Below are 17340 nucleotides of genomic sequence, written 5' to 3'. Positions count from 1 at the left end.
AGAGGTGTCAGTTTACCCCAAATCTGACGGCATTGGCCGAATCGCGTTTTCCTGCGTCACGGCCGAATGCAATGCGCGATCCCGCGCTGGCGGCGCCCGAACGAGGAGGGTATCTGGGGCATTGTCAGCGGTATCGTCTGGCAGTGTATCGAGAAGGATTGAGGCACGACATGACTACCCCTACCGCAGCCGAGATCCTAGCAATGCTGCGTGCGGCGACCCCGCGACCGACCTCTGAAGCGCCTGATGATGCGCGTGGCATCTACGGGCTCTTCGACCACACCGGAGCCTTCCGCTACATCGGTTCGACCTCTTCGGCGTCCGAGACCTTACGCAAGCGCATCCATCGGCGCCACCGCACCGGGTCCGAAAGCACCAGCCACTACTTCTCGCGCATGTACAACACCGGGCGGATGTGGCGGTTGCGCAATGACCCGGCCACGAAGGCAGATGGGGACATCGCCAAGGCCCTGCGCAACGCCTTCATCGCGCGCCATTGTGCAGCCGTCTGGGTGCCGCTGCCGGATGATGCGGATATCGCCGGCATCGAGGCCCAGGTCATCGCCCTTGCGCCGCAGGACATGATCGCCTGGAACCGCCGCGGAATGGCCCCCTACGAGGAGCCGACCGCGCTTGTCGATGCCCTGATCGAGGAGCTGGACCTCAGCCCGTTCGAGCGCGCGGCCCTCGGACGGCAGCTCGCGCGGTCCCGTGAGGATGTTCAGGCAGCTGGCCCCCGCGATGTCGCTTCCACGAGCGGCGCGCTGCCGAAGCTGCCCGATGGCCCCTTCAGGTTCTTCGCCCTCGATGTGGAGACTGCAAACCATGATCGCGCAAGCATTTGCCAGGTAGGGATCGCCTGCGTTCTGCCCGATGACCGCATCGAGACCTGGGTGACCCTTGTCGACCCGGGGACGGATCGCTGGGTCTTCAGCGGGCTGCACGGCATCACGCGCGACATGGTGGCTGGGGCGCCGACGATCGGGGCGGTTCTTGACCTGTTGGAGGAACGGCTTGCGGGTTGCCCGGTCTATCAGCATTCGGGCTTTGACCGCAGTGCGATCCGCGCCGCCTGTGCCACGCTTGGCCGGCAGGAGCCCGGCTGGAACTGGCAGAACAGCGTGACCGTCGCCCGCGCGGCATGGCCCGAGCTGAAGGGGAATGGCGGGCATGGCCTTGCCTCGCTCAAGCAGCACCTTGGCCTGAAGTTCGAGCACCACGATGCCGGCGAAGACGCGCGCGCCGCGGCGGAAGTCGTGCTGAGGGCGGAAGGCGGCGCGCGGGCTGTGGTGGAAGATTTCGATGTCATCGACGAGGAAGATGCCGGGAGCTCGCCGCGTGAGGCCTCCAACGTCCGTTCCGAGCTGTCCTCCTCTCTGGCTGTCCAGGCGCTCGAGGCCGAGCCGCCTATGCGTGGTCCCATTGGGCGGAGCGTGCTGACCCAGGGCAACATCAACAACAACCACTTCTACCTGCGAGATTGCATCAGCTCTTTTCCGAAGGAATCCCTTGGCGGGAGCAATCGGGCAAGTGCAGCGGAGAAGGCCCTGACCATCAATTGGGGCGGAGCGCATCCGGTCGTCACCGATATCGACTTGACCAAGAAGATTTTCCGTGACCGATCCTGGGTACGTAGCTTCTTTGCAGACAACGGTGCGCGTGCCGGAGATATCGTTGAGATTACCGAAACTGCACCCTTCTGCTATCAGGTGACACTTGTGCGAGCATCGGCGGGAAGTGAGCAGAGCGTTCGAGCGCGGCAGCCGTTTGCGTAGGCGTCTTCCAGGTTCTTCTATTGGGTATGAGGGATAAGATAAGCTCCAAATTCCGTTGGTTCTGACCTGAAATACTGAGTTTCCGGAGGCCAAGCGTCTGAAATTTCCTTCTGCGACTTCGTCAGATCGCGGGAGCATAGGCACGTTTCTCAATTCTTCGGCGAAACGACCGTGCAATTGACAGACACATGCTCGTATGAGTGACTGACTTGGGGATTAAAGGGCCAGGTAGCGTAAGAATGTCGTTTGATACGTTTGGGGAAGAGTCGCGTGACCAGCTCGTTCTGGAGCTGTCCGTCGCTCAAAAAGTAAACTTTGCATCGTCCCAGAACGGCGTCTCGGTTCTGAAAAGTGTCGTGTTGGAGAACCTTTCAGATGAGCCGCTGGAGAATATCACTCTCGAACTGACTTGCAGTCCCGGTCTGATCCGCCCGAAAAACTGGACGGTGGATCGGCTGGCGCCGGGGCAACGACAAGAGCTGCGCGACCTGGAAACGCCCCTGGACACGGTGATCCTGGGCGGTCTGAACGAGGCAGAGTGGGGAGAGCTGCAGTTCGTTGTGAAGCACGGCGAGACGGAGCTGCTGCACGAGCAGCGCCCGATCGAGATGCTGGCCCGAGACGAATGGGGTGGTGTCGGCGACATGGCGCATCTGCTTGCGGCCTTCGTCTCTCCCAATGACTCAGTTGTCGCTGGTGTCCTCAAGGAGGCCAGCCGACTACTGGAGGGGGCCGGACAGAGCGGTGCCATGGATGGCTACCAGTCCCGAGACCCGTCCCGTGCATGGATGCTGGCCGGGGCGATCTGGTCGGCCGCGACCGGCATGGGGCTGACCTACGCGGTGCCTCCGGCAAGTTTCGAGTTGCGCGGCCAGAAGGTGCGTGACCCCGGTCGCATCAAGTCTGAAGGACTGGCTACCTGTCTGGATAGTGCCCTGCTGCTGGCCGGCTGCTTCGAAGCCGCTGGTCTCAACCCCGTCGTGCTCTTCTCCGAAGGGCATGCCTGGACCGGGGTCTGGCTGACGGAGCGGGATTTCGGAACCATCAGCGAGCCCGACGTGATGACGGTCCGGAAGGCCATCGATGCGCGCGAGTTCGTGGTCATGGAGACCACCTTGCTGACGAAGAAACCCAGCGTCGGGTTCGAGCAGGCGGTTGATACGGCGCGCGAACTGACCTCCGAGCGCAATGAGCACAGCTTTGTCATGGCAGTCGACATCCGGCGTGCCCGGGCGGCCCGGATTCGCCCGCTCGCCAGCCATCGCTCCGAGTTGGAGGCCGAGGCGGAAGATGTCGCTGCAAGTCCGGCAGCCCTGCCGCGCCCGCTGGATCTGGGCCTGCTGCCCGGCGAACTTATCGAGGATGAGGCCTCGACGCCAGCGGACCGGATCTCTCGCTGGCAACGCAAGCTTCTGGACCTGTCGCTGCGCAACCGGCTGCTGAACTTCAAGGACAGCAAGCAGACGCTCCCCTTCCTGTGCCCTGATGTCTCGGCACTAGAAGATCAGCTGGCCGACGGCAAAAAGTTCCGCGCGCTGGCGCTCAAGGACGAGGACCCTGTCGGCGCGCGCGACCTTCTGGCGAAGGAAGAGCCCAAGCTTCTTGAAGAGGTCGCGCAGGATGCATTCGCGAAGGGCCAGATTGCGGTCCCGCTGACCCGCAAGGAAAGCGAGCGCCGGTTGCTGGAGCTCCACCGGCGCGCCAAAAGCGACATGCAGGAAGGCGGCACGAACACCCTGTTCCTGGCCGCCGGCTTCCTGCGCTGGAAGAAGTCCGAAGGAGACACGCGCAGCTACCGCGCGCCGCTGCTGCTGGTGCCGGTGAAGATCTCTCGCAAGTCTGCGCAGTCGGAGTTCGTGATCGAGCATCACGAGGACGACGTGCGCTTCAACACCACGCTGCTGGAGTTTCTCAAGCGGGACTTCGACCTGAAGGTGCCCGAGCTGGAGGGTGATCTGCCGCGGGATGAGAGCGGTTTCGACTTGCCGCGCATCTTCGAGATCATGCGCCGCAAGGTGCGCGATGTTGCTGGATTCGAGGTGGTAGAGGAGCTTGCGCTTTCGACCTTCTCCTTTGCAAAGTTCCTGATGTGGAAGGATTTGGTAGAGCGGACCGACAGCCTGCGCGAGAGCGCGCTGGTGAAGCATCTGGTGGACAACCCGACCGAGCCCTTCCTGGCCGAAGGGACGCCGGGACTGCCGGTCGCGGTCGATGTGGACCGCAGGCTCGCGCCGCGCGATCTGTTCACGCCGCTGCCCGCAGACTCTTCCCAACTTGCCGCCGTTCTGGCCGCGCAGGAGGGGCATGACTTCGTCCTGATCGGGCCGCCGGGCACCGGCAAGAGCCAAACCATCGCCAATATCATCTCGCAATGCCTCGCCATGCAGAAGACGGTTCTCTTCGTGGCCGAGAAATCGGCGGCGCTGGACGTGGTGCAGCGGCGGCTTGCGTCGCATGGGCTTGGCGATGCGGTGCTGGAGCTGCATTCAAACAAGGCGGATCGGAAATCGGTGCTGTCTCAGTTGGGCCGCAGCTGGGCGCGGGCGGCCAGCGCGTCGCACGCCGACTGGATCAAGGTGACCGATGACCTGACGGTCACACGCGAACAGCTGAACACCTATGTCACGGCGCTGCACAAGAAGGGGACGCAAGGCTTCAGTGTCTTCCAGGCGATCGGCAAGGCTGCCGGTCAGGAACAGCCGTTCAGCCTGAGCTTCCCGAACAAGGATGCACATGATGCGGAAAGCTATACGCATCTACGGAAGTTGGCCGAAGCCCTTGGCCGGTGCCAGGAGATCATCGCAGGCCGCAAGCCGCTGCCGCTGGTACAGGCGGAGGAGTGGTCCTTTGGTTGGCAGGCGGAACTTCTAGAACGAGGCGCGAAGCTGGGCACGGCCACCCGTGAACTGACTGAGGCCGCCGAGGCGCTCGCGCTCCATGCCGGGCTGACCTGGGCGGGCGCGGGCGAGGCTTCCGAGGTCGCGCCGCTGCTGCTCCTGTCGTCGATCCCCGAGACGGGCGAGGATGTAAGCTGGTCGCTTACGAGAGATGTCGTCGAGATGAAGGCGCAGGCAGAGATGCTGACGGACAAGCTCGCTGCCTACACCGCCGCAGCCGGTCGAACCTCTGCCAGCTATCCGATGGCGCGGCTTGAAAGCATTCCGCTGGATCAGCTCGATGCCAACTGGCGACTGGCACAGACGAAGATGTGGCCGTTTTCGGTTTTTGCCAAATCCTCGGTGCGCAAGCTCTTGCAGACCTATGCGGAGGGCGGAAAGGCCGATCCCCAATCCGATATCGCCGCGCTTGCGGACGCCAAGCGCGCCCGAGCCGAGGTTGAGGCAACTCCGCTCACCGGGTGTCCGATGGTCAAGGGCGTGGAAACGGATCCGGCGCGCCTCGCTGGCTGGATCGACCAGGCGCGGGCGATGAAGACGATATTCGCCGAGATCACGCCCACGGTCGCCGATCCGGCCCGATGGGATCTGGCCTGTCAGAGCCTTGCCCAGCGAAGCGGCGGTGACCTGCGGAACGCGCTCACGCTCTTCCAACGCAAGAATGAAAGCTGGCAGGAGCATGCCGGGGACTTCGCGCAGACGGCGCATACCTCGCCGCCTGAGGGAATGGCCCTGTCGGAGCTGCTCGCATCTCTGCAGGCCATCCAGGACAACAAGGAGCACCTGCAGGATTGGACCCGGTGGGTCGAAGTCCGCACACAAGCCAGTGGCGCAGGGCTTGAGCCCCTCGTCCATGCAGTCGAAGAAGGCCAAATCGAGGGCGATGTCGAGGATGCCTTCGCCTCGGCCTATGCGGCCTGGTGGTTGCCGCAGGCCATGGATGCGCAGCCTGAATTGCGAGGGTTCTCCCATTGGTCGCACGAGGACGCAATCAAGCGCTTCCGGGAATTGGACGACCGCGCAACGGACATGGCGGCCGGGCAGGTCCTGTCTCGCATTCAGCATGGCTTGCCAGCCCAGGATGCTGTTGCGCGCCGGTCTGAACTTGGCACGCTGCGGCATCAGCTTGGGCTGCAGCGGCCCAGTATGCCGATCCGCACGCTGATCTCGGAAATGCCCGACGCCTTCACCAAGCTGGCCCCCTGCGTGCTGATGTCCCCGCTTTCGGTGGCGCAGTACCTCCCTGCGGGGCAAGCGGCCTTCGACGTGGTGATCTTCGACGAGGCGTCGCAGATCACCACTTGGGACGCGATCGGTGCGATCGCGCGGGGCAAGCAGGCGATCATCGTCGGCGACCCAAAGCAGCTTCCCCCGACGAACTTCTTCGGGCGCAGTGACGCCGGTGAGGACGAGCTGCCCGAGGCAGAGCGGGATCTGGCGTCCATCCTGGACGAGGTCGCCGCGGCAGGCATCCCGACGCAGCAGCTCGATTGGCACTATCGCAGCCGGGACGAGGCGCTCATCGCCTTCTCCAACTGGCATTACTACGGCGGCCGCCTGGTGACTTTCCCGTCTCCGGCGACGGCGTCGGAAGCGGTGAACCTGCACCAGGTCGATGGCGTCTATGCGCGGGGTCAGGGCAGGACCAACGAGGCCGAAGCCCGCGCCATCGTACGCATGACGGTGCGCCGCCTGAACGAATGGCTGACTTGGCCGGAGGAGGAGCGGCTGACACTTGGTGTCATCACCTTCAACGCCGAGCAGCAGGGTCTGATTCTCGACCTTCTGGACGAGGAGCGGCGGAAGAACCCGGATCTGGAATGGTTCTTCGAGGATGCACGGGAAGAGCCGGTCATCGTCAAGAACCTGGAAAACATCCAGGGGGACGAGCGGGACGTGATGCTGTTCTCGATCACCTTCGGTCCTGACCATGCAGGCAAGCTTTCGATGGCCTTCGGCGCTCTGAACGGAGACGGCGGCGAGAAGCGCCTGAACGTGGCGGTGACGCGCGCTCGGGCGGAGCTGCACGTATTTGCTTCGATCCGGGCCGATCAGATCGACCTGACGCGCACCAAGGCCATCGGGGTGAAGCACCTGAAGGGCTTCCTCGATTTTGCGGCACGTGGTCCTGTCGCGCTCCCGGCGCAAGACGACGGCTCGCTTGGGCCGGTCGAGAATGTCTTCGAGGCCGCGATCAAGGCGGCCATCGAGGCCAAGGGATGGGAGCTGCGTCCGCAGATCGGCGTCTCGGGCTTCCGCATCGACCTAGGCGTCGTGCATCCGGATCATGCGGGCGTCTATCTTGCCGGGATCGAGTGTGACGGGGCGACCTATCACGGTTCTGCCACGGCGCGGGACCGGGACAAGGTGCGACAGGCGGTGCTGGAAAACCTTGGTTGGACGATCTTCCGGATCTGGTCGACCGACTGGTTCCGCAATCCTGCCGCTGTGGTCGAACGCATCCACACCGCGCTGACGGAGCACCTCGAGGCCGATCGCGCCAAGCGGGTCGAAGAAGACGCATTACGCGACGCCATGCTCGCCGAAGATGCCAATGAGATCGAGGTCTCACATGAGGCCGAGGAAGCTGAAGCCGCTGAGGTCGAGCTGCCGGTCGCGGAGGTTGGCGTTGAAGGAGACATCGCACCGTCAGAGCCTGTCCGGCAGGAGGCACAGTTTGCCCGTGCAGCGCCGTCAGCTGCCAGGCCGGAGGTGGGAGAAACTGGTTCGAGTGAAGCCAGCCCCGATCCCGAAAGATTCTACGATGCGGAATACATTCCCGTCCTTGAGCGCCTGATCGCGGGCGTGGTCGAGCGCGAAGGGCCCATGCCGATAGCCTTGCTGGGCAAGCGGGTCTCCGGAATGCATGGCTGGCAACGGACGGGGAGGCGGATCTCCGAGCAGATCTCCAGGGCGCTTGGCCAGGTTGAGCTGCATCCCGAGAATGGTGTCGATTTCGTTTGGGCGGTAGGAACGAAAGCCGACAGGGTCGGTTTCCGGTCGGGACAGGATCGCTCTATCCGGGATATTTCCCGCACGGAGATCGCGGAGCTTTATGATCGCCATGTTTCCGAGCTGAGCAGGAGCGAGGATCCAGTTCTCGATCTGGCGCGGTACGCGGGGATTGCCAGATTGTCAGCGGATGCGCGTTCATACCTTTCGGAGTGCATTGGATGGCGATCTATTGCCAGTGAGTGAGGAAGGGCGATCGGGTGGCCACATCATCAACGCCCATCTACGTCGAAGATTTCCAAGACTGATAGAAGAGTGCATCGGCCACGTCGGGGCTAGGAGGTTGGGCGCGCGATGGATTTCATAGCGCCTGCCCATTTTGCCTTGCCAGCACTTGTTGCACTGGTTCTTGAGCCGCATTTGACTTGGTCATAAAGGGGGCGTCGCTTAGCCGTTTGTGCAAATTCATCATTCGCTTCTCAGCTTGTCCGATAAACGTGTTGTATAGCATTGGACGAATAGTGGTTCTGTCTCCATGCTTGGAAGGCTCGCCTTCTTGGGGCGCAATGCTGTCGCCTAGCAGAAAGCCGGTGACACGTGTTTCTGTCGATATTAGCCCTTTCTGGCGAAGCTCCTTGATATACCCCCAAACTTGCATCTTTTCTTCTTGCCCCAGTGGAACGCCGGGCTTTTTGAGTTCCACGATTACTAGCGTGTCTACTCCATTTTGGTTATGGTCTTCATCAAAGGCAGGTCGATCATAGAAGCCAACCGTACTATCAGGGAGGACTGCAAAGTCAGGTCTCTTTCTAGATCCTTTTTCTGTGACTTTAAAAAGCTCCTTGATGACTCGAGTCATGCCTTTGTTCGATGTGAACTCTATGCTTTCGAACTGAGGCCCGAATATCCAAAGCGCTTCTCCAAAAAGGGGCTGTAGCTCCTGAACTTCTTGCGTGTCAGTAGAAGCGGTCTTCGCCCGTATTTCCTCAATCAGCTTCAGGCGGCTTGAAACCTCATCCAGGGCTTCCTTTGCGGATTTCAATGTCCACTCTTCTAGCAAGCCATTCCATGAGTCTAGGTCGCTAGGCGTTAGATTGTGCAGCTTTTCTAGAAGGCTATATTGGGACTCGGCCATCTCAAGATTAGCCAAAACGCCCATCACCTGTTCCAGCTGCTGCTCACCAAGTGTCGGGCAACGCTCGACCAACTGAGTCAACATACCGTTCCATCGATCTTGGCTTAGCCTTGGAAGAGCTCGAACTGTCGAGGCGTGCTTTGAAGCGATATTGGTTCGTGTCTGAGTGCGCTTCGTTTTCAGCAAGCTCGTGAGTTCATCGCGTATGCAATCATGGACGATCGACTTTGTTGTTTTCCACTTAATGTTCTCTTCGCGGAATGACGACCAATCAGGCATTATTTCGGATGGAGTCAAAAAATCCGCCTCAACCACGAACGAGTAACGTTTTGCCTCTTCCGTTCGTCCGTCGATCAGTTTGTCTGAAAAGCTGTTCCATCCAGCTTCACCGACCAGACGGCGGTTCACCCACCATGCAATTCCGTGTTGTTTGCTTGTTCTGTCAGCACGCGAAGAATCTAAGACGCGCAGCTTTGCAGTGCCGTAGTCAGCAACCTCGACCGACACATCCTTGAGAAGGTTGGTCGGCACGTCTTCGAACGAAACGGCAATACCATCCACATCGACTTTGAAGCTTGGATCCAGAAGAAATCGAGTGCTCAATACGGAACGCACGTCCGCAGGCGAAAATGTGCTTCGCAAGGTTTCGAGCGCGACGATTTCGGTGCCATTTGGGAAATCGCCCTTTGTCTCTTCGATCAACTCGACTTCAATCGGATTTCGGACGCCCTGAGAAACATCAAATACGCATCTGATGCCATCTTTTCTCGTAATGACGCGATAGGGTGAAGAGAAGTGGAAAGCTGCGTGGCGTCCTCTGCCATTGTGTCCATAAACACGCCGAGGTCGCGAGTTTTTTAGATTCTGGGGCGGCTCTGCAATATCACCTTGATGAGTTGTTCTGTCGTAGTCCAGGGTTCGCCAACGTGTTGAGAACTCGTTTCTCGTCATTCCTGACCCATTGTCACGTATAGTGAATGGCGTCTTCGATGAAAACTCTGGCCATTGAATGCTTACTTCGGTTGCGTATGCATCCCAAGCGTTCGCTACCAATTCCACCAAGGCAGTAGTCGGGTCCGATATGATTGATCCCGCATACTTACCTAAAAATCGCTCGTCAAAAAGTGTGCCCTGAGAGCCGCCAGAAACCACTGTTCATCCTTCAAAAACCAAAGCATTTTCGAGATCATATGTCATGGCAAAGCCCTTACCAATCGCTTTTTGGTTGAACATGTACGAAACATTGGAATCTCTTTGTACACCCGTTTCATTCTCAAGTAGGGCAATGTCCAAGCGATGTAAGCCGCGCCCCCTCTGTGTCGGATACGCATGGCTCGGCGGCGCCAGCCTGGCGGAATGTCCACTTCCGTGTCACGGTAGGTATGCGTACGCATTTGCAGAGAAATTCCGCAAACGCCCGGTGTACACGGCGATCTGCGCGTTAGCGTCCTGCAGTTCATCTAACCTCGTGCCTGGCGAACGGCTGCATCTTGCAGTTTCAGCCGCCCATCAGGCCACTTCGCAAGAAACGCATAGGGCGTCGGGTTTACCATCGAGCGAGTTTGTTCCCACAATGGCTACAAACTGCCCGATCTTCAAACCTCCGGATTTTCCCCGTTCATCGGCTCGCCACTCGCTGGTGACCTGGGTGTGCGACTTGTTGCGGCATCGTCGACACCGGCACGGAACGCAACCAAAGCGAGATCTGGTAGCCATGCTAATTGCGCCGTGGCTGATCGCTCGGGCGAACCGTGGCAACTTTCTTCTCGCGCGATCCTGCTCTTCACCTTGCGAGAACATGTCCGCCATCGTCGCGCCGGCCCCGAGAACGTGACGCCGATGGCTCCTGAAGTGGTCATATGAAGAAAATTCAGAGGATATTTTTTCGCATTTTCAGTGGGTTGACTCAAATTCAGCAAGAGCCTTCAAGGCCGGGCGCATTTTTCTGTTTTGGATTTTCAGCGGATTCGCGGACCTTCCCCTTGTGCAAGGTCGGCGGTCCATGACGTCCACGTCCTGCGCAAAAGAAAACGCGCACCCTCGGGTGCGCGCCTGGAAGTTGGGGCAAAGATCGCCCGTGTATCACTTGCCACGCTAGAGGCCGAGAACGGTCCGGGCAAGTGCGGTCTGAGCTCCAGGATGAAAAGATGACTACCCCGGAAACGCCTCGTTTCCGGGAACGGAGACGGCATGTCGAATTACGAAGAGTGGTTGCAGGACCAACCGGCACCCAAGAAGAAACAGGCAGCCCTGGTGGTGGCGCCGATCCACGGGGTTCTGCCCTATGCTGGTGACCGCAATCCGTTGACGCGCAGCGACACGGTCAAGCGTGTGTCGGCCGCGCTCGCAACGCCGATGACGGGCGGTATCCGGCAGGTTTATCATTTCGATGGCGAGTCCGAATACGCCGTCGCCCTGGATGCCCTTCGCAGCCCCGAGCTCTATGGGCTGGAGGTGCAGCTTCCTCCGCTCAGCTTCTACTGTCGGCAGAAGCGCAAGGTGCGGACCCATCGGTTCGACTTGCGGCTGACGTTCAGGGATGGGTACCGGCGCGCGGTCTTCGTGCGCAACGCGACGAGCTTGGCGAAGCGCGAAACCCAGGACGAGATCGACGACATCTTCGCGGCGGTCACCGAGGACTTCGCTGACGACTGCATGGTCGTCTGCACCGATGACTACACGCGGGCCTATCGCGACAACCTTCGCCGTATCTGGGACTATCTGCAGCTGGCAGATGCCGAAGCTGACAAGATCGTCGAAGATGCCGCACGCAATTCCAGCTACTGGTACCTGGGCGACCTGATCGCGAATTGCGACATGGAGCCGTGGCGCTGCTACCAGGCGGCGATGCGGCTCATCGGCCAGAATGTGCTCTGGACGGACATGCATGGGGTCATCGACTACCCCTCGCGGGTCGCGCTGAACGCATGACTTCGCAACCGCTCTATAACATCCCCAAGGGATCCATCCTCCAGCTGGATGGTCGCGAACTGACTGTGTCGGTTCGCGAGGAGAGCGGCTATGCGGTGGAATGCAAGGAAACCGGCGAGTGTTTCACGCTTTCGCTGGAGCGGGTTGAGACTGCAATTCGGAACCGGGATTGCGAAATCATCAAGTCGGCTGATGTCGAAAAGCGGATGGCATTGCTCGAGCATACCGACGGCCTCGAGTTCGTCGAGCAGCTGTCGGACAAAGACCAGCGAATTGTCCAAGCGCGTCTCGCCCTTGTTGTCGCCCAAGACGAGCTGCGCGCCGAGGGTGTGAAGCTCACCCAGCGCAGCATGAACAAGAATGGTAAAGATCGCCGTCTGCTACTGACCCGCGCGGAAGAGATCGCACCGGGCCACAATTTCCTTGGGACACGCCGCGGCGGGAAACTCGCAAGCGGCTTCGATGTCCCGCAAGGGCGGACCTTGGCCAGCTACCGCGACGTCTACCATCGCTTCGATCAGAACCCAATTGTCTTGGCGGATCGTGACCGCATGAAAGGGCGTCGGGAGCCCAGGCTCTGCGAATGGCAAGAGCGGTTCATCGACTATGTCCTGAACCGTTGGCTTGATCTCAGGCAGCCGAAGCTGGCATCCGTTTTCAAGCTGGCGACAAAGGTTTTCCACCGGTCTGCGCGAGAGATGGCGCAAGAGATCAATTTCCCCTCGATCACGACGGTCCGTACGCGCGCGAAAGCGATTTCAGATGTCGTCGCCGTGCTCGGTCGAGGTGGGACGCGGCACGGGACTAACACCAAGGGAGCTGGGTCGACCGACGTGCGTGCCTTGGCGTTTGGCGAGAAGTTCGAATGGGACCAGTGCCTGCTGTCGATTTTCACCTCCGGGGACGGTGTCGTGCGTGCTGAGGTGATCAACCCTAAGGAAGCCCCTCAGGAGCTTGCGGACAACGAGATCCGCCGCTGCTGGCTCCATGTGATCCTCGATGTCGCGACCCGCGAGGTACTTGGCTGGATCATTTCAGAGACAGCCGACGCTGACCACAGCAAGGCTCTGCTTCGCATGGCGACGCGCGACAAGACTAAAGAGAAGGTGCGGTACGGGTGCAAGCAGGACCCCGCTCCTCCGGTGCGGCTGGGCCTCGCCCTGGCGGACAATGGCACTGCAACTCGAAATGCCGAAGTCTACGCCAGCCAGCTTGGCATGGGGATGACCGTCATGACAGCGCGTGCCTATCAGCCAATGGATAAGCAAATGGTCGAGCGGCTTTTCGGTACGACGCAATGGGATGTTCTGAACTTCCAGCCTGGATATACGGGCAGCCGTCCGGGAGAGCTGACCGGCTATGATCCCAAGGGATCTGCCGAACTCAGCCACGATCAGCTCTACGGAACGATCACGCGGTACTTCGTCGATGAATACCCCTTCCGTCCGCACCGTGGCACTGGGATGTTTGGCGCGACCCCTCGTCAGAAACGGGAAGAAGCCCTGCGGCGCTATGGGCCTATTGAGGCGCCCTCCCAGCGAAGCCGTTGTTTGCACCTAGGTGAAAAAGTCCGGGCAACCACGACATCCGAAGGCGTGAGGGCATTCAACATCCCATTCAACTCGAAGGCACTTCAAGACTTGGCGGCCGGCACCGCGAAAGAGGTCACCGTGCATCTCGATCCAGACGATCTTCGCAAGGTCTATGTCACCGCAGAGGGTGTCGAGGAGGTCGCGGAGACCCGTTTGAGCATGACGATTTTCAAGGATCAATCGCTCGAAGAGGCCATCGAGATCATGGAGAACGCAATGGCATCCAATCCCAGCCTGCGTGTTCTTCATGAGGAGAACCTGAGCGAAGCCATGCAGCGCCGCGCAACCGAATCCGGCTTCTTCCCAGATTCTCGTGATCCCCTGAGCTACCGGAAAATCGAGCAGCTCAGGCGTCGCGCTGACAAGCTTCACCAAGTGGAAGCGCGCCCCGCCGCCTACATCGGCGCCACTGCTGCTCCCGGGCAGCTCATGAGCAGGGGGCGCGCATCGGGTGTGGTGCCGGCACGCCCGGCCGGTACGGCTCCGTCTAAACCGCCATCCGCTTCGACGCCTCCTAGGGCGAGTACATCGTCGCCGCGGTTCGCTGGACAGGCGGATGGGCCCTCAGAGACCGGGGCAACTTCGGCGCCAGACCCTGACGACATCAAGGCCATGACCTTCGGCCCCATCAAGGATAGCAAACTGTGACCAACCCCTTCATCATTCCCTCGTTGGCAAACCTGAATGCGGACCTGGCGCAGCGGCACTTCCCGCTCGCCAGGGGCGAGGAACTTCAGCAGACCTTCGCGCAGCTCTTCAGTCGTCACTTGGGGCGTCTGCGCTCCGGGAAGGGCTTCGAGGCACGTAGCCTCCTTGTGACGGGGCTGTCTGGTTCTGGCAAGACCGCCGAGATCTCGGACATGCTGAACCGCTTCAACGGGACCGCCGTTCTCTTGCCAGACGGCAAGGACGCGCGGTTTGCAAGCTGCGTGCTTGAGGCGAAAGGGTCCTGGAAGGACCTTGGCCGCAAGACGCTTCACGCCTTGGGCTATCCGATTACGAACAAGACGCGCCGGACCCAGTTTGAGATCTGGGATCTGGTCATCAAGCAGGCCAAGCTCCAGGGCGTCATCGGGATCTACTACGACGAGGCGCAGCATATCATGCGCGGAAAGTCGGATGCCGAGGTTCTGAGCGTCCTGGATGCGTTCAAGACGCTCATGAAGTCACACGACTGGCCGCTCATGTTGATCCTTTCGGGTGTTCCGGAACTGGGAGACTACGTGCAGCGCGAGCCACAGCTCGATCGACTGATGACTAGGATCGAGTTCCAGGAAATCGATCTGAGCAGTGCGCCCGGGCATCCAGCGCAGGACTACGAAACCCTCAATGAAATCGTCGGGAGCTACGCCATCAGCGCGGGGCTCGATGTCGATGCGAGTCTACCGACGGGAGATTTCCTGCACCGCCTTGCGACTGCCGGCGCATTCCGGTGGGGATTGGTCATCGACATGGTCGTCGATGCTGTAGCGCTTGCCGTTGCCAGGAGGGAAGGGGTGGTTGAGCGGTCGGATTTCGTGGCGGCCTGGTGCGAGAAAACCGGAATGAACCAGCTGGCGACACCATTCACCCATGAAAGCTACGAGAGGATGTTCCGGAGGGACAAGCCGTTCCGGGCCGCCATCGGCACCTGATCGTCCAAGACAATTCAGTCTTTGAGAAACCCGCGCTTCGGCGCGGGTTTTTTCATGCCTGGATGCTGGCGCCCGGATGTCAACGCGAGCTAAGTCGCTGATGCTGCGCAGTTTTTTGGTTTCTGCGCAGGCATATGCTTTCACTCTGGAAATCGTGTCCGGCAAGTTGTTGAAAATGTTTATGGATTCCTGGCGCCGAATCGGAAGTGATTGATTTTGCGCATTCATCTGCTTTCTCTGACTATTGTGTGACTGAAAGCAATTCTAGCCCATTACGCCTGAAGTTTTGACCGCTATGAAACCAAAAAAACCATCGGGTTCTCGCCCGGTGGTCTTTTTGGTCTCAAACCCGATGCTGTCCCCACAAACCAGTCATCGCCCGCGCGGCCTGTGCTGTCGCGATGTGTCTTTCGCTTTTTCTGGCCAGAAGTCGAGCGCTCCCCCCCTCGCATGCCTGTTCGATTACGCACAGGAGATGTTGACGGTTGAGAGTTGCTGCAATTCCGCAGGGTGCTTATCCCAAGGAGCGTAATGAATGCACCTAAATCAGGGAATGAAACCGATATGAAGAACGTCCTTCTCTCGACGGCTGTGGCCGCAACGCTCGCGGCGGCGGCACAGGCTGAAACCGTGACCTATATGCTCGACCCGTCGCATAGCCAGATCGTCTTTAGCTACAATCACCTGGGCTTTTCCACCACCACAGGCATGTTCTCCGGGTTCGAGGGCAGCATTGAACTGGACGCAGAAGACCCCGCGGCCTCAAGTGTTGCCGTTTCCTTCCCCGCAGAAAGCCTCATTACCGGCTGGCCCGCCCGCGAAGCGCATTTTCTGACAGAGGATTTCTTCGGCGCCGAAGCGAACCCAGTGGTGACCTTCAAGTCGACAAAGATCGAAGTGACGGGTGAGGATACCGGTTTGATCACCGGCGATCTGACGCTGAACGGGATCACGAAATCTGTGGTGCTGGACGCCAAGCTGAACCAAATGGCCGACCACCCGATGGAGAACCGGCCCTGGGCGGGCTTTGATGCCACGACCACGCTGTTGCGGTCTGACTTCGATATGGGCCAGTTTGCCCCGTTTGTTGGCGATGAAGTTGCCATCGACATCTCGATCGAAGCCATGGTTCCCGCCGAGTAACCGGCATTCGCCGCAGCAATTCAAGGGCCGCCCAAGCGTTGGGGCGGCCCTTCTTCGTTCAGGCAGCCTCTGGCCTATTCCGCTTTGGTTGCGACAAGTTCGATGAGGGCTGTCACGCTGAACCCGACGGTGCTTTCATCCGGATAGCCCGCCCCCATGCCGAAATCGCGGCGGTCCAGAGCTGTGCTGCCAGACACGGTGGCCCTGTCGTCTGCCAGATCGAGGTCGAAATCAAGGGTGACGGGCACGGTCTGCCCGACCAAGGTCAGCGCCCCTGCGGCACTGTGGTTCGATCCCCCGACCCGCCGAATGTCGCCTTCGAACACCGCCTTGTCATGGGTTGCGACATCAAAGAACTCTGGGCCTTTCGCTTGCTCTGTCACCGATCCCAGCTTGAGGGAAGTGGTGTCGATGACCGCCCTCACAGTTCCCGCGCCGCTGTCGGGGTCATATTCGATACGGGCATCCCAATTTGCGAAACCACCCGTTACCTCGGCCCCCATTTGGGTGACCGAGATAGCCAGGCGACCCTCCTGCACCACCCAACCTGCTGTGCTTTGCGCGGGCTGCCTTGCGGCTATCTCGCCCTCATGCGCGGGAGCAAAGACGGTAAGTGCCCCGCCGATTGCAATCGCCCAAACCCCCATCGCGGCAAGGGTCGAGGCGGCCTTGCCCGCGTGGGCGGCCTTCGCATCCCCGGCGGCCCGGCCGTTCCACATGCGGGCCAAAGTACTGTCCCGGTCGATCAAAGCATGCTTGAGGGCCCCGCCAATATGCGCCGCGACGGTGGCCGCCAATACGATCCCCGCGATCCAGTGAACATTGGCCGCCAGTTCCGCCAAACGCTCTGATTTTGGAATGAACGGCAGGTCTTGGGCAAAGGGCCACCAGATCGGCGCAAAGCCGACCTCTGCCGAATGGATCACCCAGCCGGACAGGGGCAATAGGAAGATAGCCGCGTATAATACCCAATGGGCTGTCTCGGCGGCAAAGGTTTCAAGGCGGCGTTCGGGGTGAAGGGGCAGGGGGCGCGGTTGCGTCACGGCCCAGATCACACGCAGCACGGCGAGCGCCAAGACGGTAACCCCGATGGTCTTGTGGGTCGAATACAACAGCTGAAGGAACCCGACGGTGTCACCGGAACGCGGCGTATATTTTCCCGCTACCCCGAGCCCTAAGTCGAGCAAGACCAAAAGCGCAATGCTCCAGTGAAAAAAACGGGCGACGCGCCCGTAGCTGGCGGCAGTATTTCGTATCATTGAACCCTCGCGTGGTTGTGCT

At 60.2% G+C, this 17340-nt stretch carries 8 protein-coding genes; 6 read left to right on the top strand and 2 right to left on the bottom strand.

Annotated elements, in window-relative coordinates; all coding sequences use genetic code 11:
* The first annotated feature begins 170 nt into the window (after positions 1-170).
* Complete coding sequence (locus ACGYK7_RS04360; RefSeq protein ID WP_394399354.1) at positions 171-1775, top strand: exonuclease domain-containing protein; 1605 nt, start codon at positions 171-173, stop codon at positions 1773-1775.
* A 239-nt stretch (positions 1776-2014) separates the two neighbouring features.
* Positions 2015-7870: a DUF3320 domain-containing protein gene (locus ACGYK7_RS04355; RefSeq protein ID WP_394399352.1), complete on the top strand. Its 5856-nt coding sequence runs from the start codon at positions 2015-2017 to the stop codon at positions 7868-7870.
* A gap of 115 nt (positions 7871-7985) precedes the next feature.
* On the opposite strand, the gene ACGYK7_RS04350 is transcribed toward ACGYK7_RS04355, so the two are convergent.
* The gene (locus tag ACGYK7_RS04350) at positions 7986-9818 is read right to left on the bottom strand and encodes an ATP-binding protein (protein ID WP_394399749.1); all 1833 of its coding nucleotides are present in this window, start codon (positions 9816-9818) and stop codon (positions 7986-7988) included.
* A 1131-nt stretch (positions 9819-10949) separates the two neighbouring features.
* Between ACGYK7_RS04350 and ACGYK7_RS04345 the strand changes: the two genes are divergently transcribed.
* The 4 genes from ACGYK7_RS04345 to ACGYK7_RS04330 all read left to right on the top strand — a co-directional run bounded on the left by ACGYK7_RS04345 (position 10950) and on the right by ACGYK7_RS04330 (position 16059).
* Positions 10950-11690: a hypothetical protein gene (locus ACGYK7_RS04345; protein WP_394399350.1), complete on the top strand. Its 741-nt coding sequence runs from the start codon at positions 10950-10952 to the stop codon at positions 11688-11690.
* Positions 11687-13930 (top strand): Mu transposase C-terminal domain-containing protein, encoded by a 2244-nt coding sequence (locus ACGYK7_RS04340; protein ID WP_394399348.1) that lies wholly within the window; start codon positions 11687-11689, stop codon positions 13928-13930. Before ACGYK7_RS04345 ends, ACGYK7_RS04340 begins: the two co-directional genes overlap by 4 nt.
* Positions 13927-14916, top strand: coding sequence for an ATP-binding protein (locus tag ACGYK7_RS04335; RefSeq protein ID WP_394399346.1), 990 nt, complete (start codon positions 13927-13929; stop codon positions 14914-14916). The genes ACGYK7_RS04340 and ACGYK7_RS04335 overlap by 4 nt, the downstream gene beginning before the upstream one ends.
* 564 nt (positions 14917-15480) lie before the next feature.
* On the top strand, positions 15481-16059 hold the full coding sequence (locus tag ACGYK7_RS04330) for a YceI family protein (protein WP_394399344.1): 579 nt from the start codon (positions 15481-15483) through the stop codon (positions 16057-16059).
* 74 nt (positions 16060-16133) lie between these two features.
* On the opposite strand, the gene ACGYK7_RS04325 is transcribed toward ACGYK7_RS04330, so the two are convergent.
* Positions 16134-17318: a cytochrome b/b6 domain-containing protein gene (locus ACGYK7_RS04325; RefSeq protein WP_394399341.1), complete on the bottom strand. Its 1185-nt coding sequence runs from the start codon at positions 17316-17318 to the stop codon at positions 16134-16136.
* Between the last annotated feature and the right edge of the window lie 22 nt (positions 17319-17340).

Origin of the sequence: Sulfitobacter sp. 1A15299, assembly GCF_043556915.1 — a bacterium.
Lineage (GTDB): Bacteria > Pseudomonadota > Alphaproteobacteria > Rhodobacterales > Rhodobacteraceae > Sulfitobacter.
This window is presented reverse-complemented; position numbering and strand designations above follow the sequence as displayed.